Source organism: Streptomyces sp. NPDC015532, assembly GCF_043078065.1.
GTDB lineage: Bacteria > Actinomycetota > Actinomycetes > Streptomycetales > Streptomycetaceae > Streptomyces.
Genome location: NZ_JBIBSY010000005.1, coordinates 176699 through 198152, shown reverse-complemented (window position 1 = coordinate 198152; position 21454 = coordinate 176699). Strand labels below are relative to the sequence as shown.

Sequence of the window (21454 nt, the reverse complement as noted above, 5' to 3'; positions counted from 1 at the left end):
TGGGCGGCCGACCCGCGCCGATACCTCCGGGTCAGCTCAGGTCGGGTGCGTGCATGGCGCGTACGCCCTCGATGTTCCCGTCGAGATAGTGCCTCAGCGACAGGGGTACGAGGTGGACGGAGGCGATTCCCACCCGGGTGAACGGGACACGGACGATCTCGTACTCGCCGATGGGCTCGTCCATTTCGGGACCGTGCCGCAGCGACGGGTCCATCGACTCCAGTCGGCAGACGAAGAAGTGCTGGACCTTCACACCGGTCGCGCCGCCGTCGTCGCCGATGTGCTCGACCGTGTCGACGAAGCAGGGCACCACATCGAGGATCTTGGCACCGAGCTCCTCGTGCACCTCACGATGGAGTGCCTCGACGACAGTCGTGTCCTCCGGTTCGACCCCGCCACCCGGTGTGAGCCAGTAGGGATCGACGCCGGGCTTGGTGCGCTTGATCAAGATCAGGTCGTCGCCGTCGAGCAGGACGGCACGTGCGGTGCGCTTGACCACGGGTCGGACGGTCATGGGAGAAATGTGGCCCGGTTGGTTCCACGTGAAACATCGTGCGACCTCGATTCCGCGTGAAAGCCCCGTCCGTGGCGGCCTCAGCTCCAGTCGGAGGCCGCTCGCAGCAGCCATTCGTGCGCACGGGCGATGTGCGGCATCGCCAGCGTTCCCGTCCGTACGACCAGGAAGTACGTACGCAGCGGGGGCACCGCGGGGTCGAGGAGCGCCACGACGTCTCCGCGCTCGATGGCGTCGGAGCAAAGATATCTGGGCAGGACGGCGAGGCCGGCGCCGGCGGAGGCGCAGGCGAGGACCGCTCGGAAATCCGGGACGATCACCGTGCCGGAGGCGGCGGGGCGGCAGTCGAAAACGGAGGCCCAGTAGCGGGCGACGAGCGGCAGCGACTCGTGGACCTCGACGATGGGGAAGCCCTCAAGAGCGTGGGCGCCCTTGCGGCGGAGTTTGCCCGGACCGATCTCGGCGGCCCAGCGCGGAGCCGCGACCAGGACGTGCTCCTCGTCGCAGAGCGGAGTCGCGGTGAGAAGCGCACCCCGTGGCTGGGCCGTCGTCATGGCCAGATCGTGATGCCCGGCGGCGAGTCCCTCCATCGTCTCCTGCGCGTTGCCGAAGGAGACGCGCAGGGCGAAGCCCTGGCCGTCGTCGCCGGTCAGTTCCGTGAGTGCGGGCAGCGCGCGTTCCGCGGTGAACTCGGGGGGTCCGGCGAGATGCAGGGTGCGAAGAGACGAGTCCTCGTCGAGACCGGCCTCGGTGATCTCCACGAGGGCATCGAGATGAGGCGCCGCCTTGTGGGCGAGTTCGTCGCCGATGGTCGTGGGCGTCACCCCACGTGCCTGGCGCAGGAACAGGGGACGCCCCAACTGGCGCTCCAGCGTGCGGATCTGCGAGGTGACGGCTGGCTGGGACAGCCCGAGCAGTGCGGCGGCACGAGTGAAGGAACCGGCCCGGTGCACGGTCACGAACGTGCGCAGCAAGGCCAGGTCCATGGTGCCTCTCCCCTTTCAGCACCCCGCGCGAGCCTCAACTATAAATAAGTCGATAGGTCTCTGTCGCTACTGTGATTGGACACTGACACAGAGTCAACTAGCCTTGTTCGCGCGGTTCTTCGCGCGCAGAACCGGGACGGTCCGAGCCACGAGGGGGGAGGTTCGGACCGTCCGTTGTACGTAGTGGGGGGTACTGATCCCGCCGTGGCGGACGCCTACTCGGCGGATGCGTCGAGGGCCCGCAGGATGTCCGTCACCAGGTCCTCGGGGTCTTCGGCGCCGGCGGAGAGGCGGATGAAGCCCTCCGGGACGGCGTCGCCGCCCCAGCGGCCGCGCCGCTCGGCGGTGGACCGCACCCCGCCGAAACTGGTGGCGTCGTCCACCAGACGCAGCGCGTCGAGGAAGCGCTCCGCCCGCTCGCGCGAGGGCAGCGTGAAGGAGACCACGCATCCGAAGCGACGCATCTGCTGCGAGGCGATCTTGTACGAGGGGTCGTCGGGCAGTCCCGGGTAACGCAGCCCCGTCACCTCTGGGCGGTCCCGCAGGACTTCGGCGATCGTCCTCGCGGTGGCGGTCTGCCGGTCGGCCCTCAGCTGGAGCGTGGCGAGCGAGCGGTGGGCCAGCCATGCCTCCATGGGGCCGGGGATGGCTCCGACGACCTTGCGCCAGCGTCGTACGGGAGCCATGACACCGGCGTCCCTGCCGGTGACGTACCCGAGGAGGATGTCGCCGTGCCCGGTGAGCATCTTGGTGCCGCTGGCCACGGAGAAGTCGGCGCCCAGCTCCAGCGGGCGCTGTCCGAGCGGGGTGGCCAGGGTGTTGTCCACGGCGACGAGCGTGCCCTGCGCGTGCGCTGCGGCGACGAGGCGGCGCAGGTCGCAGACGTCGAGGCCCGGGTTGGACGGCGTCTCGATCCACAGCAGTTTCGCGCCGTCCAGGACGTCGAGCTGGGCATCGCCGGCGGTGGGGGCCGTGCGCACCTCGACGCCGAACGCGGTCAGCTGCTCACGCACCAGCGGCAGCACCTGGTAGCCGTCGTCGGGCAGGACGACGACGTCCCCGGCCCGCAGTTGCGAGAAGAGCACCGCGGAGATGGCGGCCATGCCGGAGGGGAAGGACAGCGTTTCGGCGGACTCCTGTCCGGGTGCCTCCAGCTCCCCGATCGCGCGCTCCAGAAGCGTCCAGGTCGGGTTCTCGTCGCGGCCGTAGGTGTAGGGACCGGTGGGCTCACCCGGCAGATGGAAGTGCGCGGCGAAGACCGGGCCGGGAAGGGTCGGCTCGTACTTGACGGGCTCGGGCAGCCCGGCGCGTACCGCCCGGGTGCCGTCGCCCGGCATCGCCGCCCCCGTGGCCGCGCGTTCTCCCGCGGGGCCGGTGCCCTCATCGTTCGCCGTGACGAAATCCCCTGACGTCATGCCGCTCGTCCCTTCACTTGCTCCCGTACCGCGGCGAGCAGCCCGTGGCTCGCCGCCTCCACCATCTCAAGACATTCCTCGAAGCCGTCCATGTGTCCGTAGTACGGATCAGGGACGTCCAGATCGTCGCCCGCGGTGGGGTTGTACGAGCGCAGCAGCCGGACCTTCCCGGCGTCCTCCGCACTGGTCGCGAGGTGGCGCAGGGCCTTGAGGTGGCCTGTGTCGAGGGCGATGACGAGATCGAGACGGGAGAACCACGAAGCCTGGAACCGCCGGGCCGCGTGGTCGCTCTCGTATCCGGCCGCCTCCAGCACGGCGACGGTGCGCTCGTCGGCTCCGTCGCCCTCGTGCCAGCCGTCCGTGCCCGCGCTGTCGACCTCGACGAGCTCGCCGAGTCCGGCTCGCGCCACGTGGGCACGGAAGACGGATTCGGCCATCGGCGAGCGGCAGATGTTGCCGGTGCAGACGAAGCAGACGCGGTAGGTCATGAGACTCTCTCAGTCTTCTCAGTCGCCGTCGGGCAGGACGACATTGAGCGCCCAGGAGACGACGGAGATGATCAGGCCGCCCAGGACGGCGGTCCAGAAGCCGTCCACGTGGAAGCTCACGTCGAGTTTGTCGGCCACCCACGAGGTGAGCAGCAGCATCAAGGCGTTCACCACGAGGGTGATCAGGCCGAGGGTGAGGATGAAGAGCGGGAAGGTCAGCACCTTCACGACCGGCTTGACGAGGAAGTTCACCAGTCCGAAGACCAGTGCGACGACGAGGAGCGTGGCTATCTTCTTGCCCGTGCTGTCGCCCGTGAGGGTGATCTTGTCGAGCAGCCAGACGGCGACGGCCAGGGCCCCCGCGTTGGCGAGCGTCTTGACTACGAAATTCTTCATGTGTCTGATCGTGGCAGAGAGATCGACTGGCCAGAAGAGGCTGTGGAAACAGCCTGTGGCGCACAAGAGCGGACGAGGGCGATGAAGGCATTCCGGCTGGACGAACTGGAGGCGGAACGCGCCGCCAACGACGGTGCCTACCTGCAGTTTCTGCGCGAACGCAACATGTCCGCCGGGCTGTACGCGCTCGACGCGGGCTCCCATGATCCGCAGAAACCGCATGCCCAGGACGAGGTGTACTTCGTCGTCAGCGGGCGGGCGTCGATCACCGTCGGCCTGGAGACCACTCAGGTGGCCCGGGGCAGCGTCGTCTACGTGCCCGCCGGGGTCGCCCACAAGTTCCACCACATCACGGAGGATCTGCGGGTCCTGGTGGTGTTCTCTCCGCCCGAGAGCTGACCCCGCGTCTCAGGGTTCCCTAGGGGGACGGTCAGGGGAGGACAAGGGATGCGAGGCCACCGTACGGCCCCCTCCCCGGCCTAGCATCGGGTGCGAGACATCAGAGAACCCGGAATCAGTGTCCCGGCGTCGGGGCCACGGGCGAGGAGAGGTAAGGACAGGGCGATGCAGGAGATCTTCAGCGGTATGCCGTGGTGGGTGAAGTGGGTCGCGGTGCCGGTCATCGCCCTCGTGGTGTTCGGCGGTCTGATAGCGAGCGTCGTCGGGTTCGTCATCGGTCTGCTCTTCAAGCTGCTCGTCTTCGTCGCGCTGGTCGGCGGGCTCATCTTCATCGTGCGGAAGTTCCTGTCGGGTTCCTCCTCGCGCAGCGACTGGTGAGGCGCGGGAGGGCCGGCGGCAGGTAACGGCGAAAGGGGAAAGGGAACCCAAGGTTCCCTCGGCCGGGGGAAGTTTCCGGTGAGGCCGGGTATGAGCGGTGACGGCCCGTTAGAGTCCGGAACTCGACGCGGGGGCCGACCCCGCGGGCAGCGCACAGCCCCCTCCCGTGACTCCCCGCACGGGCGGTCCCCCTCGCTCTTCGGAGTGCCCCTTGGCCACGGTTGACACCGCACCCGCACCATCCGTCGCTCCACCCTTCCGGCGACCGGGAACGCCCGCGGCGGCACGCGTTCCGCCGGCCCAGCCGCGTACCTCGCCGGGGGAGCCGCCCCTCTCGCACGGCCCGTCGGCTCCGTCCAGGGAGCCGGCGCAGTCCCGGAATCCGGCGATGGAGGAACCCGCCCGGCGCACCGCGCCGGCGAAAGGGCGCACCGGACCGGCGGCGCCTGGCGGTCCACTCCCACCGGACACGGGGACGGCACGGCGGGCCCGCGCCCTGCCCGCGGAGCCGGAAGCCGCTCCTCTGGACTCCCACACCACCACGCTGATCGGCTCGGTCCAGCGCGCGATGCGGCTGCTGGAGGCCGTCGCCTCGCGGGAGCAGGGCGCCCCCGCCAAGCAGCTCGCCCGGGAGGCAGGGCTGGCGTTGCCGACCGCCTACCACCTGCTGCGCACCCTGGTCCACGAGGGCTATCTGCGGCGTGACAGAGGGCTGTTCTTCCTGGGCGAGGCCGCCGAGCGGCTGAGCAGCAGCGGCGCCCGGCAGAAACGTCGCAGCACGGTGAGAGACACTCTCGCGCACTGGCGCGACGCGATCGGCGCACCCGTGTACTACGCGGTCTACCGTGACGGTGAGATCGAGGTCATGTGTGTCGTCGACACACCGGCGAACCCGGCGGTCGAGGAGTGGGCCGACTTCCGCGAGACCGGGCACGCCCACGCGGTCGGCCAGTGTCTGCTGGCTCAGCTGGACGACAAGTCCCGGCGTGACCACCTCGACCGCTACCCGGTGCGGACGCTCACGCCGTACACGGTGCGTGACGAGGACCGGCTGCTGCGGCGCCTCGAACGGGCGGGCCGGATGGAACCCGTGATCGAGCGGCAGGAGTACGCGCTGGGCACGGTCTGCGCGGCGATCCCCGTCACCGCGGGCAGTTCGGCCGCGGTCGTGGCCTTCTCCCTCCCGTCCCACCAGGGCGACCGGCTGCTGCCCGTGGCACGGCAACTGCAGGACGAGGTCGGCAGGCTGTTAGGAACACTCGCCATCTCTATCAGTATCTGAAAACTCACTCCTTGTAATGCGGCATGCACGTTGAGCAATATTTCCAGCAGTGTCAGGTGGGACGAATCCTGGCCAGTCGACGGCAAACGACGGGGTAGGCGATGCGTGAGTCGGTGCAGGCAGAGGTCATGATGAGCTTCCTCGTGTCCGAGGAGCTGTCCTTCCGCATTCCTGTCGAGCTGCGATACGAGACCTGTGATCCGTACGCCGTGCGGCTGACCTTCCACTTGCCCGGCGACGCCCCCGTGACCTGGGCGTTCGGGCGGGAACTGCTTGTCGACGGGGTGGGCGGGCCCTGTGGTGACGGCGATGTGCACATCGCCCCGTCCGACCCGGAGGCGCTCGGCGAGGTGCTGATCCGGCTTCAGGTCGGCGGCGATCACGCGCTGTTCCGGTCCGGGGCCGCGCCGCTCGTCGCGTTTCTCGACCGGACGGACAGGCTCGTGCCGCTCGGGCAGGAACGCTCCCTCGAAGGTTTCGACACCTCGCTCGACGCGGTGCTCGACCGCATCCTCACGGAGGAGCAGAGCGCGGGCTGAAGCGTCGGCGGCCCGCGAAGCGGCGTAACGCTTCCTCACAAGGGGCGCCGGTGCAGGATGGTTTCCGCGTCGCTGCGTGAGGGCTCAGTGCTTGCGGCGGCGTCCCTTACCGCTCCGTGCCGGCGTCCTGTCGGCCGCGGGCTGCGCGGGGACGGGCGCGCCGCCTTCGCGGTCCGCGGCGACCACCAGCGCGGCCAGCGCGGTCGTCACGGGGACCGCCGCGACGAGACCGATCGATCCGACCAGCGTGCGCACGATCTCCTCGGCGACCAGTTCGCTGTTGGCGACGGTGCCCACGCTGCTCTGGGCGATCGAGAAGAGCAGCAGGAGCGGCAGCGCGGCGCCCGCGTAGGCCAGGACGAGCGTGTTGACGACCGACGCGATGTGGTCGCGGCCGATACGGATACCCGCGCGGTACAGGCCGCGCCAGCCCATCGTCGGGTTCGCCTCGTGCAGTTCCCAGACCGCGGACGTCTGCGTCACCGTCACATCGTCCAGAACGCCGAGCGAACCGATGATGACGCCGGCCAGCAGCAGGCCGCTCATGTCGATGGACGGGTACAGACCGTGGATCAGGCCGGTGCTGTCGTCGGTGTTGCCGGTCAGCACGGCCCAGTCGATGAAGACCGAGCCGAGGAGCCCGATCAGCACCAGTGAGAGCAGGGTGCCGACCACTGCCACGGACGTCCGGGCCGACAGACCGTGACACATATAGAGCGCGATGAGCATGATCGCACTGGACCCGACGACGGCCACGAGCAGCGGGTTCGAGCCCTCCAGGATCGCGGGCAGGATGAAGAAGTTCAGGATCACGAAGCTGATGGCCAGGGCGACCAGCGCCATGATGCCGCGCATCCGGCCGATCACCACGACGACCACCGCGAAGATCACGGCGAGCAGCGTCAGGGGCAGCTTCCGGTTCGCGTCCGTGACCGAGTACTGGAGGTCCTTGGGGGCGGAGGGTTCGTACGCGACGACGACCTTCTCGCTCTGGTGCAACTGCCGTGATTGATCGGGCTGAACGACCTCGGTGAACGTGCGGCCCTGGTCCTTGCCGGTGTCGATGCGGACAGTCGCCTTCTTGCACTCTCCCCCCTTCCCGGACTGAGCGGAGGAATCCCCGGCGGCGGAGCCGCCCGTCGCGGCCCCCGAGGAGGCGTTCACGGACTTGCAGTCCACCTGGTCGATCTTCGTGACGGTCGCCTGCTGGGTCTGCCGGTCGAACCCGACACCGGTGCGCTCGTGGGCCGGCGCGCCGCCGGGCCACAGCACCACGAGACCCACGACGACCGCGGCCGCGAAGGGGATCAGTACCGCGGCGATGACCTTGCGCAGCTGCTTGGAGACCGGCGCCGCGGGGCCGTGGCTGTGGGAATGTCCGTGCCCGGCGCTCACCGGCTCGTCGTGCCCGCGGCGGGGACCCGGCCCGTGCCCGTCGCCCGAACCCTGATGATCACCGTCCGGTCCGTGGCCGTGCCCGTGCTCTTGCTCGTGTCCATGACCGATGCCGGAGCCGTGCCCAGGGCCGCCGTCGGAGCCGGGACGGCGCGGTGGCTCGGGCGGAGGGAACGGATGCTGCCGGGTCGTCGTCACCGCCCGATCATCGCAAGAACGTCAAGGGCCCTCTGTTCACCGCGCCAGACATGACGCTAGCGTGGGGGCACCTTTGCACACGCGGGAGCTCGGAGCACCGGGCTGAGAGGGCGCTGACCTCCGTCTTCGCGATGTTTCACATGAAACATCGGCGATCGGAAGCCGCTGCGTCGACCGCTGAACCTGTTACCGGGTAATGCCGGCGTAGGGAGTAGGTCTCATGACCGACAAGGATGTACGCACGCCTGCCTCCAGCCGGACGGACGGGGTTTCCCCGCCGTCCTCGAACGGCCAGGACGGGCAGTCGATCGGCTGGCACAAGGCATACGTCGGGGGTACTCGCCCCGATCTGCGGGTGCCGGTTCGCCAGGTGCACCTCACCAACGGGCAGGCGGTGACGTTGTACGACACCTCCGGCCCGTACACCGATCCGTCCATCGACACCGATGTCCGCAGGGGGCTGGCACCGCTGCGTGAGAGCTGGATCATCGCCCGCGGTGACACCGAGGAGTACGCGGGCCGTCCCGTCCGTCCCGAGGACGACGGGATCAAGCACACGTCCCCGCGCGGAGGGCTGCGCAATCTCGACGCGGTCTTCCCGGGCCGGCCGCGCCAGCCGCGCCGGGGGCGGGCCGGGCAGGCGGTGACCCAGCTCGCCTACGCGCGGCGCGGTGAGATCACGCCCGAGATGGAGTTCGTGGCGGTCCGTGAGAACGTCGCCCCCGAGGTCGTGCGGGAGGAGATCGCCGCGGGCCGAGCCGTGCTGCCCGTGAACATCAACCATCCGGAGATCGAGCCGATGATCATCGGCAAGCGGTTCCTGGTGAAGGTCAACGCCAACATCGGCAATTCCGCTGTGACTTCCTCCATCGAGGAGGAGGTCGAGAAGATGACCTGGGCGACCCGCTGGGGCGCCGACACGGTCATGGACCTGTCCACCGGCCGCAACATCCACACCACGCGTGAATGGGTGCTGCGCAACTCCCCCGTCCCCATCGGCACCGTGCCGCTCTATCAGGCGCTGGAGAAGGTCGACGGCCGGGCCGAGGAGCTGACCTGGGAGATCTACAAGGACACCGTCGTCGAGCAGGCCGAGCAGGGCGTGGACTACATGACGGTTCACGCGGGCGTGCGCCTGGCGTACGTGCCGCTCACCGCGAACCGCAAGACCGGCATCGTCTCGCGCGGTGGCTCGATCATGGCCGCCTGGTGCCTCGCGCACCACAAGGAGTCGTTCCTGTACGAGAACTTCGAGGAACTCTGCGAGATCCTCGCCGCGTACGACGTCACCTACTCGCTCGGCGACGGGCTGCGGCCGGGTTCCATCGCGGACGCCAACGACGCGGCGCAATTCGCCGAGTTGAGGACGCTCGGGGAACTCAACAGGGTCGCGAAGCGTTTTCAGGTACAGACGATGATCGAAGGCCCGGGACATGTCCCGATGCACAAGATCAAGGAGAACATCGACCTTCAGCAGGAGATCTGTGATGAAGCTCCGTTCTATACCCTCGGTCCGCTGACGACGGACGTCGCGCCGGCGTACGACCACATCACTTCCGGCATCGGTGCCGCGATGATCGCCTGGTGGGGCACGGCCATGCTCTGCTACGTCACGCCCAAGGAGCACTTGGGCCTGCCCGATCGTGACGACGTCAAGACCGGCGTCATCACCTACAAGATCGCCGCCCACGCAGCCGACCTCGCCAAGGGGCACCCAGGTGCGCAGGAATGGGATGACGCGCTCTCCGACGCCCGCTTCGAGTTCCGGTGGGAGGACCAGTTCAACCTGGCTCTCGACCCGGACACGGCGCGGGAGTTCCACGACCAGACGCTGCCGGCCGAGCCCGCCAAGACAGCCCACTTCTGTTCCATGTGCGGGCCGAAGTTCTGCTCGATGAAGATCAGCCAGAGCATCAACGAGCGGTTCGGCGGTGACGTGGCCGACGGCGCCTCCGCCGAGGAGATCTCCGAGGGCATGCTTCAGAAGTCCCGGGAGTTCGCCGAGGCGGGCAACCGCGTGTACCTGCCGCTGGCCGACTGAGCTGTTCCAAGGGGGCGGCGGTCCGGGGCACACACCCGGACCGCCGCCCTCGGCAGGGTCACGGGGTGACGTCCTGCGGGTACCAGCGCAGTTCGACGGTGTTGCCGTCCGGGTCCTGGACGTAGACCGAGGTGGCGTTTCCCCGCGCGCCGAAGCGTTCCACGGGCCCCTCGAGCACGGTGAAGGATCCCGACGCGATGACCTGGTCCCAGTCCAGAGGTTCCACGGTGAGACAGATGTGGTCGACGTTGGACCCGCCAGGGGTATGGGTGATCAGGTCGATGATGGTTTCCGCCGTGATCCTCACGGACGGGAACGGGGCCTGGCCGGACCGCCATTCGGCGACGCGTACGGGTTCGAGGCCCAGAAGTCCGGTGTAGAAGTCCAGGGACCGTTCGACGTCCTCGACATTGAGGACCAGGTGGTCGAAGGCCTTCACGCGCAGCGCGGTCATGTCGTCTCCAGGGCGATGGCGTGGCGAAGCCACGGAGGTGGTGGGCGTACGGGTGGACGGAACCGGGCGCGGAGCCGCTGTGCGCCCGGCCGGCCGGGGAGCCAGTGGGCTCTCCCGCGGCCGGGTGGACGACTTCTACGATCCGCCGTGGGACGGCCGCCATCAAGGCATGATCGCTGTACGACCGTTGAGTCAGATTTAACGCCGGGGGTTTCATGCTGGAGCGAATGGAGACCGAGATCTTTCTGACGCTGGCCGAGGAACTGCACTTCGGCCGGACCGCCGCGCGGCTGCTGGTCACGACCGGGCGTGTCAGCCAGGTGATCAAGGCGCTGGAGCGCAGAGTCGGAGCCCTGCTGTTCGAACGCACCAGCCGTTCCGTCCGGCTCACCCCGATCGGCAGACAGCTGGCGGACGATCTGGCGCCCCTGGTCGCCGGGATGGAGGCGGCGCTGCGCAGGGCGGCCGACGCCGGCCGGGGCGTCACCGGAGAGCTGCGGGTCGCCTTCCTCGGTGAGTGGACGGCGCCCACGCTCCTCAAGGCGGTCGGCCTGTTCGGTGAGCGTCACCCGGACTGCCGTGTCGACGTGCGGGAGGTCCAGCTCTCCAACTCCCGGGCGAGTCTGCTGGACGGTTCGGTCGACGTGCTGCTGGCCTCGTTCCCCTTCGACGGAATGGCCCGCGGACCGGCTCTGCTGCGGGAGAGACGAGTCCTGGCCGTCCCGGCAGGTCATCCGCTGGCCGGTGAGGAGCGGCTGTCCCTGGAGGTGCTGGCGGAACATCCCGTGGTGCAGTACCCCCAGGTGACCTCGGCGACGTTCAAACAGGACCGCACACCGGACCGCACCCCCTCGGGCAGAGCCGTTCCGAAGGGGCCGGCCGGCGGGTCGTTCTCCGAAATGCTGACCCTGGTCGCGATGGGCCGGGGCGTCCTCCCGGTCGGCGAGCACTCACGGCAGTACTACCCGCGGCCCGACGTCGCCTACGTACCCCTGCACGACGCGCAGCCGATCGAACGGGGACTGGTGTGGATGGAGGGCAACACCACCGAGCGGCTGCGCGCGTTCGTACGGGCCGCGACGGACGCGACCGGCGCTTCTCCCGCGCGGGCGTATCGGTCGGATCCACCGACGGCTTCTGCGGGGAGACTGGACGCATGACACCGACATCGATGAGCAAGGGCGCCAACCTTCCCGTCGCCGCGCAGCAGGTGCGGGTCGTACTCGGCTGGTCAGGAGGCCCCGGTGCGCCGGACGCCGATGCCTCGGCCCTGCTGCTCCGAGCGGACGGGCGGGTGCGTGACGACGGTGACTTCGTCTTCTACAACCAGCCCAGGCATGCCTCGGGCGCCGTGCACCACTCGGGCAAGCGGCGGGAGGGGGACGGGACGACGGACACCGTCGAGGTGGATCTGCGTGCCCTGGAGCCGGAGATCCAGCGCGTGGTCCTGGGCGCCTCCGCCGACGGGGGCACCTTCGGCCAGCTGTCAGGTCTGAGACTGCGGCTCCTCGATGCCGGAACCGGGCAGGAACTGGCGGTCTTCGAGATGGAGGCGACGACGGAGACGGCGTTCATCGGAGGCGAGCTGTATCTGCGGGGAGGGCAGTGGAAGTTCCGCGCGGTGGGCCAGGGGTACGCCTCCGGGCTCGCGGGCCTGGCCACCGATTTCGGGATCAGCGTGGACGAGGAGCCGGGCACGGCCGGGAGCACGGACACGAGGAGCGCTCCCGCCGGAGCCTCCGCGGTGGCACCGACGCCCTCGCCGGTCCCGGCACGCCCGATCGCGCCCGTCCCCCCACCACCCCCGCAGGCACCGGCATTCCCGAACGCGCCCGTTCCTCCGGTGCCCCAGGCACCCCCGGCTCCCGGCTCGGCCCCTCGTCTCGTCAAAGGTGAGGAGCGGTTGCCCGTCGACATGCGCAAGCGGCTCTCCCTGCGCAAGGAGCAGGTGGCGGTCAGTCTGCGCAAGCACGGGGCCGTGGGCGTCAGGGCCCGCGTCATCCTGGTCCTGGACGCTTCCGGGTCGATGTCGTTCCTGTACTCCAAGGGCGTCGTGGCCGATGTGGTGGAACGGATGGCCGCGGTGGCGGCCCAGCTGGACGACGACGGGGAGATGCAGGCGTGGACCTTCGCGTCGAACCCGGCCCGACTGCCGGACCTCGCCCTGGGCGATCTGCCGGAGTGGCTGGAACGTCATGTCCGGGTGGGTGAACTGACCTTGTTCAGAAGGAAGAAGCCGAAGAAGGGCCTGCTGCCGGGACAGGTGGACATGCGGGCGGTCGGCATCCAGAACGAGGAGCAGAAGGTGATCGCCGAGGTCCGGACGTTCGTCCGCGAGCACCCGTCCGCCGATCCCACGTTGGTGCTCTTCTTCTCCGACGGAGGCGTCTACCGCGACAAGGAGATCGAGAAGGAACTGCGGGAGGCGGTGGACGAGCCGGTCTTCTGGCAGTTCGTCGGACTGGGGCGCTCGAACTACGGCGTTCTGGAGCGGTTCGACACCCTGCCGGGCCGACGCGTCGACAACGTGGGCTTCTTCGCGGTCGACGACATCAGCGACGTACCGGATCCGGATCTCTACGACCGGTTGCTGTCCGAGTTCCCGTCGTGGACGAAGGAGGCGCGGCGGCTCGGCATCATCTGAGACACCCCGAGAACAGCGCAGGACGCCCGGAGACGGGTGTGGAGAAGCCCGCGCCACGGGCCCAGGGACCGCCCGCGCCACGGCCGTGCACGGGAGCACCGGCGCCCGCGGCGGGCTACGGCGGGCAGTGCCCTGCCACAGCCGTACGGACGCGCCCGCGACAGCCGGCAACGGCCGCACCGGCAAGGGCCCGCACCGGTAAGGGCGTACGGGCCCGCGCACCCGCGCGGGCCCTCTCCTGCCTCGGACCCGGCCGTCGGCCGGCCGGGTCACTCGGGCTGGTGTTCAGGGCCCCCGAAGTCCGGGCTGGAGAAGTCCGGGCTGGAGAAGCTCGGGCGCGGGCCCGCCGCCGGTCCGTCGTCGGGGCTGCTGAACCCCGGCCTGCCGTACCCGAGGTGCGGAATGCGGCTGGTGGGGGCCGGTGCGGGGCGGCTCAGGGCCGCCGAGCCCGGGTCCGCGAGGGCCTCCCGGAGGAACGGCAGGATGCCGCGCTCCAGCAGGGCGTCACGCCAGGCCTCCTTGGCCCGGGTGACCTGACCGGTCAGCTCGTCGCCCGCTTCGGCCTGGAAGGAGGACGAGCTGTTGCGCAGGGCGGTCAGCAGCAGTCCGGCCGCGGCGACCAGAATGGCGGCCGCCGTGATCGCGCCGAAGACCCATCCTGTGGTCAGGAGGGTTCTGGCGACGGCCGGCTCGGGATCGAGCATCCTCAGGACGTAGCCCACGAGCAGGAAGATCAGCGCCGCTGTCCCGGCGAGGACGGGGGCGAGCACCGCGACGACGGCGACCGCGCCCGCTCCGGCGGTCTCGGTGACCTCCCCCACGGTGGCGGCGAGCCCCAACACGGTCGTGCCCGGCTCCGTGGAGCCGGTTTCCTCGCTCACGACAGCGGACCGCACCGGTCGGCGCAGTTCGCTGCGGACCTTCACATAGTGCGCGTACTCGTCCGACGCGGCCGTCGTGATGAGGGCTGTGGCGTTGAGCGCCATGGTGCGCAGTTGTTCGAGGTTGAGCCGCTGGCCGACAGCGGCGAGTTCCGGGCGGTGTGGTGCGGAGCGCAGCGCCTCATCGAGGATCCGCTCGTATTCCTGGCGGTCCTCGCTCAGCAGGTGCTGCGGAACGCTGTTCATCTGCATCCCCCGATGCTCCGTAGGGCTGATGGCTCGCACGCTGACGAGCCGTTGGGCAGAAACGGAGGGGAGCCTGCTACGGATAAGCCGATGGTAGAGCGGTGACGGCACGCCGTGACAGGGGGTTTCCAGAAATTGGCCCCTGTCCGCAGCGGTCCGTCCGCCGGACGCCTGCCCGGTGAACGCTCAGATATCCAGGGGAAGTTGCTGGACCAGCAGTTTTCCGGCCATGGTCACTCCACCGTCCATCGCGATGGCCAGACCGTCGGCGTAGACGTGTGGTCCTTCGATCACGGGACCCGCTCCGGCCTCGCCGTCCTCCGGGCCCACCTCGCCCAGGAGGTACGGAATAGGGCTGTGACCGTGGACGACGCGTGTGCCGCCGTACAGGTCGAGCAGTTCGTGGACCGCCTCGGCGCCGTCGTCGCGGAAGGCGAAGCGGCGGGTGAACTTGCGGAAGAGGTCCCAGCAGTCCTCGGCGTCGTTGCGGGTGAGGGTCTCGCGGACGGTGTCGTTGACCGCTTCGATGGAGTCGCCGTAGTCGAGGTAGGCGGTGGTGTCGGAGTGCACCAGAAGGTGTCCGTCGACCAGCTCCATGGCGTCGAGGCGGGCCATCCACTGCAGATGGTGGTCCTGGAGACGGTCCATGTCCGTCTTCTGGCCGCCGTTGAGCAGCCAGGCGGCCTGGAAGGTGGCGGTGCCGGCGCCGGAGCTGACCGGGGTGTCGCCGAACCGCTTGGCGCCGAGCAGCAGCAGCTCGTGGTTGCCCATGAGCGCCTTGCAGTAGCCGCCGGCCGCGGCCGCCTCGGCGGACAGCCGCATCACGAGGTCGATCACGCCGATGCCGTCCGGACCGCGGTCGGTGAAGTCGCCGAGGAACCACAGGCGCGAGGTGCCGGCCGACCAGTTGCCGCCGGCGTCGAGGAGGCCCTTGGCCTGGAGCGCGGCGACGAGCTGGTCGAGGTAGCCGTGCACATCCCCGACGACGTACAGCGGGCCGGGTCCGGCGCCGGACGCCGGGGCGGGTGCGCCCGAGGGGTCCACGGCGACCTGCAGGGTGTCGCCGCGGTTGATGACCGGCAGATCGCGCTGCGTGGGCGTGTACCCCTCGGAGAACTCTCCCGGGAACTCCGACGGAGACTCTCCGGACGCGTAGGGGGAGGATTCCCCCGACGCGTACCGCGCGCTCTCACCGACGGGTCCGGCGCCCTCGCCATGCGGCGTGTTCTGCGCATACGGACCGGTCTCGTGGACGTAACCCGGTACCCGGAAGTCGCGCAACGTCGCCGTCCGCACCACCTCGGGTCCCTGACCGGCCCCCTGAGTCATCGACCCCTCCACCACCATCGCACCGCATCTGCACCGGTTCGGACTGCCTGGTCGCAGCGGCCCGCGGTGTCGTCCGCCCATCATAGGAATGCGGATCGCGCCATGTGATGACCCAGGGGTGGTGAATCGGAACAGGAGCCCAGTTCACCGCGGTTTTCGCCCGAATTGGGCGGGGCTCGCCCCGCCCAATTCGGATCGGGCCTCAGCCCTGCTCGGGTGATCGGGGCGGACTGACGGTCGTCCGGGGCTGCCGGCGCTGTGACGAGGTCCGCACGATCAGCTCCGTCGGTATCACCTGCTCGACGGGTTGGTCCGATTCGACCCCTTCGATGGCGTCGATCAGCAGCTGGACGACGGCCGTGCCGATTCTGCGCGGTTTGAGGGAGAGGGTCGTGACGGGCGGCTCGGTGCTGGCGTAGACGGTCGACTCGCTGCAGCACACCAGCAGCAGGTCGTCGGGTACGCGCAGACCGTAGCGGCGGGCGGCGGCCAGCAGGTCGGTGCCGTTCGGGTCGAAGAGGCCGTAGACGGCGTCCGGGCGGTCGGGCCGGGCGAGGAGCCGGTCGGCCGCCACCGCCCCCGCGCACGGATCGTGCGCGGGATAGGCCTCGTACACCGGATCCTGGCCCACGCGCTCGCACCAGCGCAGGTACGCGGTGGTGGAGAGATGGGTGTACGTGTCCGTGGTGGTGCCGGTGAGGAGGCCGATGCGTCGGGCACCGGCGTCGGCGAGGTGGTCGAGGATGCCGAGGACGGCGGCCTCGTGGTCGTTGTCCACCCAGGCGGTGACCGGGAGCGATCCCGCGGGCCGGCCGTCGGAGACGACGGGCAGCCCCTGGCGGACCAGCTCGCTGACGACCGGATCCTGGTCGGACGGGTCGATGACCACGGTTCCGTCCAGGGCGACGTTCGACCACACGTCGTGGCGGGAGGTCGCGGGGAGGATGACCAGGGCGTATCCCCGGGCGAGCGCCGCCGAGGTGGCGGCTCTGGCCATCTCGGCGAAGTACGCGAACTCGGTGAAGGTGAAAGGTTCATCCCCGTAGGTGGTGACGGTCAGGCCGATCAGGCCGGACTTGCCGGTACGGAGGGTTCGGGCCGCGGCCGAGGGGCGATAGCCCAGCCGGTCGGCGACTTCGCGGACATGGCGTCGGGTGGCGTCCGGGAGCCGCCCCTTGCCGTTGAGGGCATCGGACACGGTTGTGATGGAGACCCCTGCCGCCGCGGCCACGTCTCTGATGCCCGCCCGGCTCGGCCGACCGCCTCGGCGGGAGGTCTCCGCCCGGCTCACCTGGTGCTTCCCTGCTGCTGTCATGGCGAGCCGATAGTAGGGCTCATACGGTGGGGTAGTGCGGACGCATATGCGCGCGTTGACAGGCACGTTTCTGCATGATCGAAAGCAGCTAACTCCCTTTGAAGTGAAGGTAGTTGACCGATCCCACCCCAATACGTGACTTGTCGACGCGTGCGGACCTGCCAAGCGGGCCATGTTTCGAAGAGGTCTCAACTCACCTGTACGAGGGATGCGCGCCACGGCGCGAGCCACCGGCGCATGTGATAGCCGCCGACGCGCCCCCTTTCGTACGACTTCGTACGCGGGCGGCCGCCGGCCGTGCGACGGCGGGAGCCGGGACCGGTGCCGCCGGCGGGCGTGGATGATCACCCGGCCGGGCACGGGGTGGTGTCAGGTTGTCCACAGGCCATTCGCAGCGGCGCGGAATCCTCATAAGGTGAGAAGTATTAGTAGCCGGTGGCGGTCATGAGCCGCTGGTGGTCACGAGGAGGACTGCGGTGAGCGACACGAACCCCAAGCTGCGTGCAGAGCTGGCGGGTATCCCCACCTACAAGCCCGGCAAGCCCGCCGCCGCCGGCGCCGTGGCGTACAAGCTGTCCTCCAACGAGAACCCGTACCCGCCACTGCCCGGCGTGGTCGAGAGCCTGGCCTCGGCGACCGGTTCGTTCAATCGCTACCCGGACATGGCGTGCACGGGGCTGATCAACGAGCTGGCGGACCGTTTCGGCGTCCCCGCCTCCCACGTGGCGACGGGCACCGGCTCGGTCGGCGTCGCGCAGTCGCTGCTCCAGGCGACGAGCGGTCCCGGTGACGAGGTCATCTACGCCTGGCGGTCCTTCGAGGCGTACCCGATCATCACGCAGATCAGCGGGGCGACCTCGGTGCAGGTGCCGCTGACCCCGGGCGAGGTGCACGACCTGGACGCGATGGCCGACGCCGTCACCGACCGGACGCGGCTGATTTTCCTCTGCAACCCGAACAACCCGACCGGCACCGTGGTCCGCCGGGCCGAGCTGGAGCGGTTCCTGGACCGGGTGCCGAGCGATGTGCTGGTCGTCCTGGACGAGGCGTACCGCGAGTTCATCCGTGACGCCGAGGTGCCGGACGGTGTGCAGATCTACCGTGACCGGCCCAACGTCTGTGTGCTGCGCACCTTCTCCAAGGCGTACGGGCTGGCCGGTCTCCGGGTGGGCTTCGCCATCGCTCACGAGCCGGTGGCGGCCGCGCTGCGCAAGACGGCCGTGCCGTTCGGCGTGAGCCAGCTGGCCCAGGACGCCGCGGTGGCGAGCCTGCGGGCCGAGGACGAACTGCTCGGCCGGGTCGGCTCCCTGGTCTCCGAGCGCACCCGGGTGGTCGACACGCTGCGCGGTCAGGGCTGGACGGTGCCCGAGACGCAGGCCAACTTCGTCTGGCTGCGCCTGGGGGAGCGCACCCTGGACTTCGCCGCGCACTGCGAGCAGGCCGGTGTCGTCGTGCGTCCCTTCGCGGGTGAGGGCGTCCGCGTCACCATCGGTGAGACCGAGGCGAACGACATCTTCCTGAAGGCGACCGAGAGCTTTCCCAAGGGGATGTAGCCGCCCGGCGGAACAACCGCCCACCGGGGGACGGACGTGTCCGTCCCCCGGTGGGCATGCGCCTGTCGGTCCGGAGAGGCCCGTACGCGTCGACCGCGTACGGGCCTCTCGGCGTGCGCGGTGCCGGTGGGGCGGCGGCGGGGCGTCGGCCGGGTGGGTCCGGGCGTCACTTTCGGGCCTCACTCGGGTGTCCCGGGCTGCCCGGTTCCTCCCGGTCGGGGCCCCGCCGAGAGCCGCCGGGCCCGGATCGGGGCCGTTCGGCCCCGGTTAGGGACCCCCCGCCCCTCCTCCCTCGAACGGGCATGCGTCATACTTGCTTGTGAATGTGAACGCGTTCACAAGCGTGTCCTGTTGATCCCGTGATGTCTGCGATGAACCGGGCAAACTGCGGCTGTGACCACGGCGACGTAAGGAGACTGACGACGTGGAATTGGCTTTGGCGCCAGAGACCATGGCGCGATGGCAGTTCGGCATTATCACCGTCTACCACTTCTTCTTCGTACCTCTGACGATCTCGCTCGCAGCGCTCGTCGCCGGCCTGCAGACCGCCTGGGTGCGTACGGAGAATCAGAAGTACCTCAAGGCCACGAAGTTCTGGGGCAAGCTCTTCCTGATCAACATCGCGATGGGCGTCGTCACCGGCATCGTCCAGGAATTCCAGTTCGGTATGAACTGGTCCGCCTACTCACGCTTCGTCGGTGACATCTTCGGCGCGCCGCTCGCCTTCGAGGCCCTGATCGCCTTCTTCTTCGAGTCCACCTTCATCGGGCTGTGGATCTTCGGCTGGGACAGGCTCCCGAAGAAGCTCCACCTCGCCTGCATGTGGATGGTCTCCATCGGCACGATCCTGTCGGCGTACTTCATCCTCGCGGCCAACTCGTGGATGCAGCACCCCGTCGGCTACCGGATCAACAAGGCGAAGGGCCGCGCCGAACTCACCGACTTCTGGCACGTGCTGACCCAGAACACCGCGCTGGCCCAGGCGTTCCACACCCTCACGGCGGCCTTCCTGACGGGCGGCGCCTTCATGGTGGGCATCGCCGCGATCCACCTGGCCCGCAAGCGGCACGTCGCCGTCATGAAGACCTCGCTGCGGCTCGGCCTCATCACCGTCGTCATCGCCGGTCTGCTCACGGCGATCAGCGGCGACACCCTCGGCAAGATCATGTTCAAGCAGCAGCCGATGAAGATGGCCGCCGCCGAGGCCCTGTGGGACGGCCAGGAGTCCGCGCCGTTCTCGATCTTCGCCTACGGAGACGTCAGCAAGGGTCACAACACCGTCGAACTGTCCATCCCGGGGATACTGTCGTTCCTCGCCGACGACGACTTCAACTCGTACGTCCCCGGCATCAACGACACGAACAAGGCCGAGCAGGAGAAGTACGGTCCCGGCGACTACCGCCCGATCATCCCGGTCACCTTCTGGGCCTTTCGCTGGATGATCGGCTTCGGCATGGCCTCCTTCGTGATCGGCATCGTCGGACTCTGGCTGACCCGCAAGAAGTTCTTGCTGCCCCAGCACCTGAGGGTCGGCGAGGACGAGGCACCGCATCTGGTTCTGTTCAAGAACAAGGCACTCGGCCCGAAGCTCACCAAATGGGGCTGGCGCATCGCCATCTGGACCCTGGCGTTCCCGCTGATCGCCAACTCCTGGGGCTGGATCTTCACCGAGATGGGCCGTCAGCCGTGGGTCGTGTACGGCGTTCTGCAGACCCGGTTCGGCGTCTCCCCCACCGTCTCGCAGGGCGAGGTCATCACATCGCTGACCGTCTACTCGCTGATCTACGCGATCCTCGCCGTCATCGAGATCAAGCTGCTCGCGAAGTACGTCAAGGCGGGACCGCCCGAGCTCACCGAGTCCGACCTCAATCCGCCCACCAGGATCGGCGGCGACTCCAAGGACGCCGACAAGCCGATGGCCTTCTCCTACTAGGCTCAGGGAGCTGCTGAGTCATGGAACTTCACGACGTCTGGTTCGTCCTCATCGCCGTCCTCTGGATCGGCTACTTCTTCCTGGAGGGCTTCGACTTCGGAGTCGGCATCCTCACCAAGCTGCTGGCCCGCGACCGCACCGAGAAGCGGGTGCTGATCAACACGATCGGCCCCGTGTGGGACGGCAACGAGGTGTGGCTGCTCACGGCCGGCGGTGCGACCTTCGCCGCCTTCCCCGAGTGGTACGCCACCCTCTTCTCCGGCTTCTATCTGCCCCTGCTGATCATCTTGGTCTGTCTGATCGTGCGCGGTGTCGCCTTCGAGTACCGGGCGAAGAGGTCCGAGGAGCACTGGCAGCGCAACTGGGAGACGGCGATCTTCTGGACCTCGCTGATCCCGGCGTTCCTGTGGGGTGTGGCCTTCGCCAACATCGTGCGCGGGGTGAAGATCGACCGGAACTTCGAGTACGTGGGCAACTTCTGGGACCTGCTCAACCCGTACTCGATCCTCGGTGGTCTGGTCACGCTCACGCTGTTCACCTTCCACGGGGCGGTGTTCGTCGGACTCAAGACGGTGGGAGACATCCGGGAGCGGTCGGGGAAGCTCGCCCTGCGGGTCGGCCTGGCGACAGCCGTGCTGGCGCTGGTCTTCCTCATCTGGACCCAGGTCGACAGTGGTGACGGCGCGTCGCTGGGCGCGCTGATCGTGGCCGTGGCCGCCCTCGTCGCGGCGATGGCGATGGTCAAGGCAGGGCGTGAGGGATGGGCGTTCATCCTCTCGGGGCTGACCATCGTGGCCGCCGTCACGATGCTCTTCCTGTCGCTCTTCCCGGACGTCATGCCGTCCTCGCTCAACGCGGACTGGAGCCTCACGGTCACCAACGCCTCGTCGAGTCAGTACACCCTGAAGATCATGACCTGGTGTGCCGTGATCGCCACGCCGATCGTCCTGCTCTACCAGAGTTGGACCTACTGGGTGTTCCGCAAGCGCATCGGCACGCACCACATCGCTGTGGACGTGTCGCACTGAATCCGATGTAGCGGCATGTTTCACGTGAAACGTGCCTGAT

At 68.9% G+C, this 21454-nt stretch carries 20 protein-coding genes and 1 riboswitch; of the genes, 10 read left to right on the top strand and 10 right to left on the bottom strand.

Features of this window, described 5'->3' with window-relative positions; genetic code table 11:
* Positions 1 to 31: 31 nt before the first annotated feature.
* The 5 genes from ACF07B_RS18400 to ACF07B_RS18380 all read right to left on the bottom strand — a co-directional run bounded on the left by ACF07B_RS18400 (position 32) and on the right by ACF07B_RS18380 (position 3799).
* On the bottom strand, positions 32 to 514 hold the full coding sequence (locus ACF07B_RS18400) for an NUDIX domain-containing protein (protein ID WP_392179650.1): 483 nt from the start codon (positions 512 to 514) through the stop codon (positions 32 to 34).
* Positions 515 to 594: 80 nt separating this feature from the next.
* Positions 595 to 1500 carry a LysR family transcriptional regulator gene (locus ACF07B_RS18395; RefSeq protein WP_362403837.1) on the bottom strand — a complete coding sequence of 302 codons (906 nt, stop codon included), beginning with the start codon at positions 1498 to 1500 and terminating at the stop codon, positions 595 to 597.
* Between the two features lie 215 nt (positions 1501 to 1715).
* The gene (locus tag ACF07B_RS18390) at positions 1716 to 2915 is read right to left on the bottom strand and encodes a cystathionine gamma-lyase (RefSeq protein WP_392179649.1); all 1200 of its coding nucleotides are present in this window, start codon (positions 2913 to 2915) and stop codon (positions 1716 to 1718) included.
* Positions 2912 to 3403: a low molecular weight protein-tyrosine-phosphatase gene (locus ACF07B_RS18385; protein ID WP_392179648.1), complete on the bottom strand. Its 492-nt coding sequence runs from the start codon at positions 3401 to 3403 to the stop codon at positions 2912 to 2914. The genes ACF07B_RS18390 and ACF07B_RS18385 overlap by 4 nt, the downstream gene beginning before the upstream one ends.
* Before the next feature lie 18 nt (positions 3404 to 3421).
* A complete protein-coding gene (locus ACF07B_RS18380; RefSeq protein WP_369481961.1) occupies positions 3422 to 3799 on the bottom strand; it encodes a phage holin family protein in 378 nt (125 codons plus the stop codon).
* Positions 3800 to 3880: 81 nt separating this feature from the next.
* Here ACF07B_RS18380 and ACF07B_RS18375 point away from each other — a divergent pair, with 81 nt between their 5' ends.
* From ACF07B_RS18375 to ACF07B_RS18360, 4 genes are all read left to right on the top strand, one after another.
* The gene (locus ACF07B_RS18375) at positions 3881 to 4198 is read left to right on the top strand and encodes a cupin domain-containing protein (protein WP_362403847.1); all 318 of its coding nucleotides are present in this window, start codon (positions 3881 to 3883) and stop codon (positions 4196 to 4198) included.
* A gap of 165 nt (positions 4199 to 4363) precedes the next feature.
* A complete protein-coding gene (locus ACF07B_RS18370; RefSeq protein WP_369481960.1) occupies positions 4364 to 4576 on the top strand; it encodes a DUF5326 family protein in 213 nt (70 codons plus the stop codon).
* Between the two features lie 388 nt (positions 4577 to 4964).
* A complete protein-coding gene (locus ACF07B_RS18365; protein ID WP_392179647.1) occupies positions 4965 to 5858 on the top strand; it encodes an IclR family transcriptional regulator in 894 nt (297 codons plus the stop codon).
* 101 nt (positions 5859 to 5959) lie between these two features.
* The gene (locus ACF07B_RS18360; RefSeq protein ID WP_362403853.1) at positions 5960 to 6397 is read left to right on the top strand and encodes an SsgA family sporulation/cell division regulator; all 438 of its coding nucleotides are present in this window, start codon (positions 5960 to 5962) and stop codon (positions 6395 to 6397) included.
* An 84-nt stretch (positions 6398 to 6481) separates the two neighbouring features.
* Here the strand turns inward: ACF07B_RS18360 and ACF07B_RS18355 are convergent, their stop codons facing one another.
* Complete coding sequence (locus ACF07B_RS18355; protein ID WP_392179646.1) at positions 6482 to 7990, bottom strand: YibE/F family protein; 1509 nt, start codon at positions 7988 to 7990, stop codon at positions 6482 to 6484.
* A gap of 71 nt (positions 7991 to 8061) precedes the next feature.
* Positions 8062 to 8218: riboswitch (TPP riboswitch) on the top strand.
* Here ACF07B_RS18355 and thiC point away from each other — a divergent pair.
* Positions 8211 to 10031 carry a phosphomethylpyrimidine synthase ThiC gene (thiC, locus tag ACF07B_RS18350; RefSeq protein WP_392179645.1) on the top strand — a complete coding sequence of 607 codons (1821 nt, stop codon included), beginning with the start codon at positions 8211 to 8213 and terminating at the stop codon, positions 10029 to 10031. It overlaps the preceding riboswitch by 8 nt.
* Before the next feature lie 58 nt (positions 10032 to 10089).
* Here thiC and ACF07B_RS18345 read toward each other — a convergent pair whose 3' ends face one another.
* Complete coding sequence (locus ACF07B_RS18345; RefSeq protein WP_392179644.1) at positions 10090 to 10485, bottom strand: VOC family protein; 396 nt, start codon at positions 10483 to 10485, stop codon at positions 10090 to 10092.
* A 227-nt stretch (positions 10486 to 10712) separates the two neighbouring features.
* On the opposite strand from ACF07B_RS18345, the gene ACF07B_RS18340 reads away from it, so the two are divergent.
* Positions 10713 to 11645, top strand: coding sequence for a LysR family transcriptional regulator (locus tag ACF07B_RS18340; protein WP_392179643.1), 933 nt, complete (start codon positions 10713 to 10715; stop codon positions 11643 to 11645).
* Entirely contained in the window at positions 11642 to 13129 is a 1488-nt protein-coding gene (locus tag ACF07B_RS18335; protein ID WP_392179642.1) for a VWA domain-containing protein, read from the top strand. The genes ACF07B_RS18340 and ACF07B_RS18335 overlap by 4 nt, the downstream gene beginning before the upstream one ends.
* 269 nt (positions 13130 to 13398) lie before the next feature.
* Here ACF07B_RS18335 and ACF07B_RS18330 read toward each other — a convergent pair whose 3' ends face one another.
* From ACF07B_RS18330 to ACF07B_RS18320, 3 genes are all read right to left on the bottom strand, one after another.
* Positions 13399 to 14262, bottom strand: a complete 864-nt coding sequence (locus ACF07B_RS18330) for a hypothetical protein (RefSeq protein WP_392179641.1) — start codon at positions 14260 to 14262, stop codon at positions 13399 to 13401.
* A gap of 180 nt (positions 14263 to 14442) precedes the next feature.
* Entirely contained in the window at positions 14443 to 15585 is a 1143-nt protein-coding gene (locus ACF07B_RS18325) for a metallophosphoesterase (protein WP_392179640.1), read from the bottom strand.
* 202 nt (positions 15586 to 15787) lie between these two features.
* Positions 15788 to 16900: a LacI family DNA-binding transcriptional regulator gene (locus ACF07B_RS18320; RefSeq protein ID WP_369481951.1), complete on the bottom strand. Its 1113-nt coding sequence runs from the start codon at positions 16898 to 16900 to the stop codon at positions 15788 to 15790.
* Between the two features lie 476 nt (positions 16901 to 17376).
* Here ACF07B_RS18320 and hisC point away from each other — a divergent pair, with 476 nt between their 5' ends.
* From hisC to cydB, 3 genes are all read left to right on the top strand, one after another.
* Positions 17377 to 18453: a histidinol-phosphate transaminase gene (hisC, locus tag ACF07B_RS18315; protein ID WP_392179639.1), complete on the top strand. Its 1077-nt coding sequence runs from the start codon at positions 17377 to 17379 to the stop codon at positions 18451 to 18453.
* A gap of 424 nt (positions 18454 to 18877) precedes the next feature.
* Positions 18878 to 20386, top strand: a complete 1509-nt coding sequence (locus ACF07B_RS18310) for a cytochrome ubiquinol oxidase subunit I (protein WP_392179638.1) — start codon at positions 18878 to 18880, stop codon at positions 20384 to 20386.
* Between the two features lie 20 nt (positions 20387 to 20406).
* Positions 20407 to 21414, top strand: a complete 1008-nt coding sequence (cydB, locus tag ACF07B_RS18305; RefSeq protein WP_392179637.1) for a cytochrome d ubiquinol oxidase subunit II — start codon at positions 20407 to 20409, stop codon at positions 21412 to 21414.
* Positions 21415 to 21454: the final 40 nt, after the last annotated feature.

Bases quoted from the DNA above. Each gene is read 5' to 3' on its own strand.
- ACF07B_RS18400 (WP_392179650.1), bottom strand. From the start codon at position 514: ATGACCGTCCGACCCGTGGTCAAGCGCACCGCACGTGCCGTCCTGCTC.
- ACF07B_RS18395 (WP_362403837.1), bottom strand. From the start codon at position 1,500: ATGGACCTGGCCTTGCTGCGCACGTTCGTGACCGTGCACCGGGCCGGT.
- ACF07B_RS18390 (WP_392179649.1), bottom strand. From the start codon at position 2,915: ATGACGTCAGGGGATTTCGTCACGGCGAACGATGAGGGCACCGGCCCC.
- ACF07B_RS18385 (WP_392179648.1), bottom strand. From the start codon at position 3,403: ATGACCTACCGCGTCTGCTTCGTCTGCACCGGCAACATCTGCCGCTCG.
- ACF07B_RS18380 (WP_369481961.1), bottom strand. From the start codon at position 3,799: ATGAAGAATTTCGTAGTCAAGACGCTCGCCAACGCGGGGGCCCTGGCC.
- ACF07B_RS18375 (WP_362403847.1), top strand. From the start codon at position 3,881: ATGAAGGCATTCCGGCTGGACGAACTGGAGGCGGAACGCGCCGCCAAC.
- ACF07B_RS18370 (WP_369481960.1), top strand. From the start codon at position 4,364: ATGCAGGAGATCTTCAGCGGTATGCCGTGGTGGGTGAAGTGGGTCGCG.
- ACF07B_RS18365 (WP_392179647.1), top strand. From the start codon at position 4,965: ATGGAGGAACCCGCCCGGCGCACCGCGCCGGCGAAAGGGCGCACCGGA.
- ACF07B_RS18360 (WP_362403853.1), top strand. From the start codon at position 5,960: ATGCGTGAGTCGGTGCAGGCAGAGGTCATGATGAGCTTCCTCGTGTCC.
- thiC (WP_392179645.1), top strand. From the start codon at position 8,211: ATGACCGACAAGGATGTACGCACGCCTGCCTCCAGCCGGACGGACGGG.
- ACF07B_RS18345 (WP_392179644.1), bottom strand. From the start codon at position 10,485: ATGACCGCGCTGCGCGTGAAGGCCTTCGACCACCTGGTCCTCAATGTC.
- ACF07B_RS18340 (WP_392179643.1), top strand. From the start codon at position 10,713: ATGGAGACCGAGATCTTTCTGACGCTGGCCGAGGAACTGCACTTCGGC.
- ACF07B_RS18335 (WP_392179642.1), top strand. From the start codon at position 11,642: ATGACACCGACATCGATGAGCAAGGGCGCCAACCTTCCCGTCGCCGCG.
- ACF07B_RS18330 (WP_392179641.1), bottom strand. From the start codon at position 14,262: ATGCAGATGAACAGCGTTCCGCAGCACCTGCTGAGCGAGGACCGCCAG.
- ACF07B_RS18325 (WP_392179640.1), bottom strand. From the start codon at position 15,585: ATGACTCAGGGGGCCGGTCAGGGACCCGAGGTGGTGCGGACGGCGACG.
- ACF07B_RS18320 (WP_369481951.1), bottom strand. From the start codon at position 16,900: ATGACAGCAGCAGGGAAGCACCAGGTGAGCCGGGCGGAGACCTCCCGC.
- cydB (WP_392179637.1), top strand. From the start codon at position 20,407: ATGGAACTTCACGACGTCTGGTTCGTCCTCATCGCCGTCCTCTGGATC.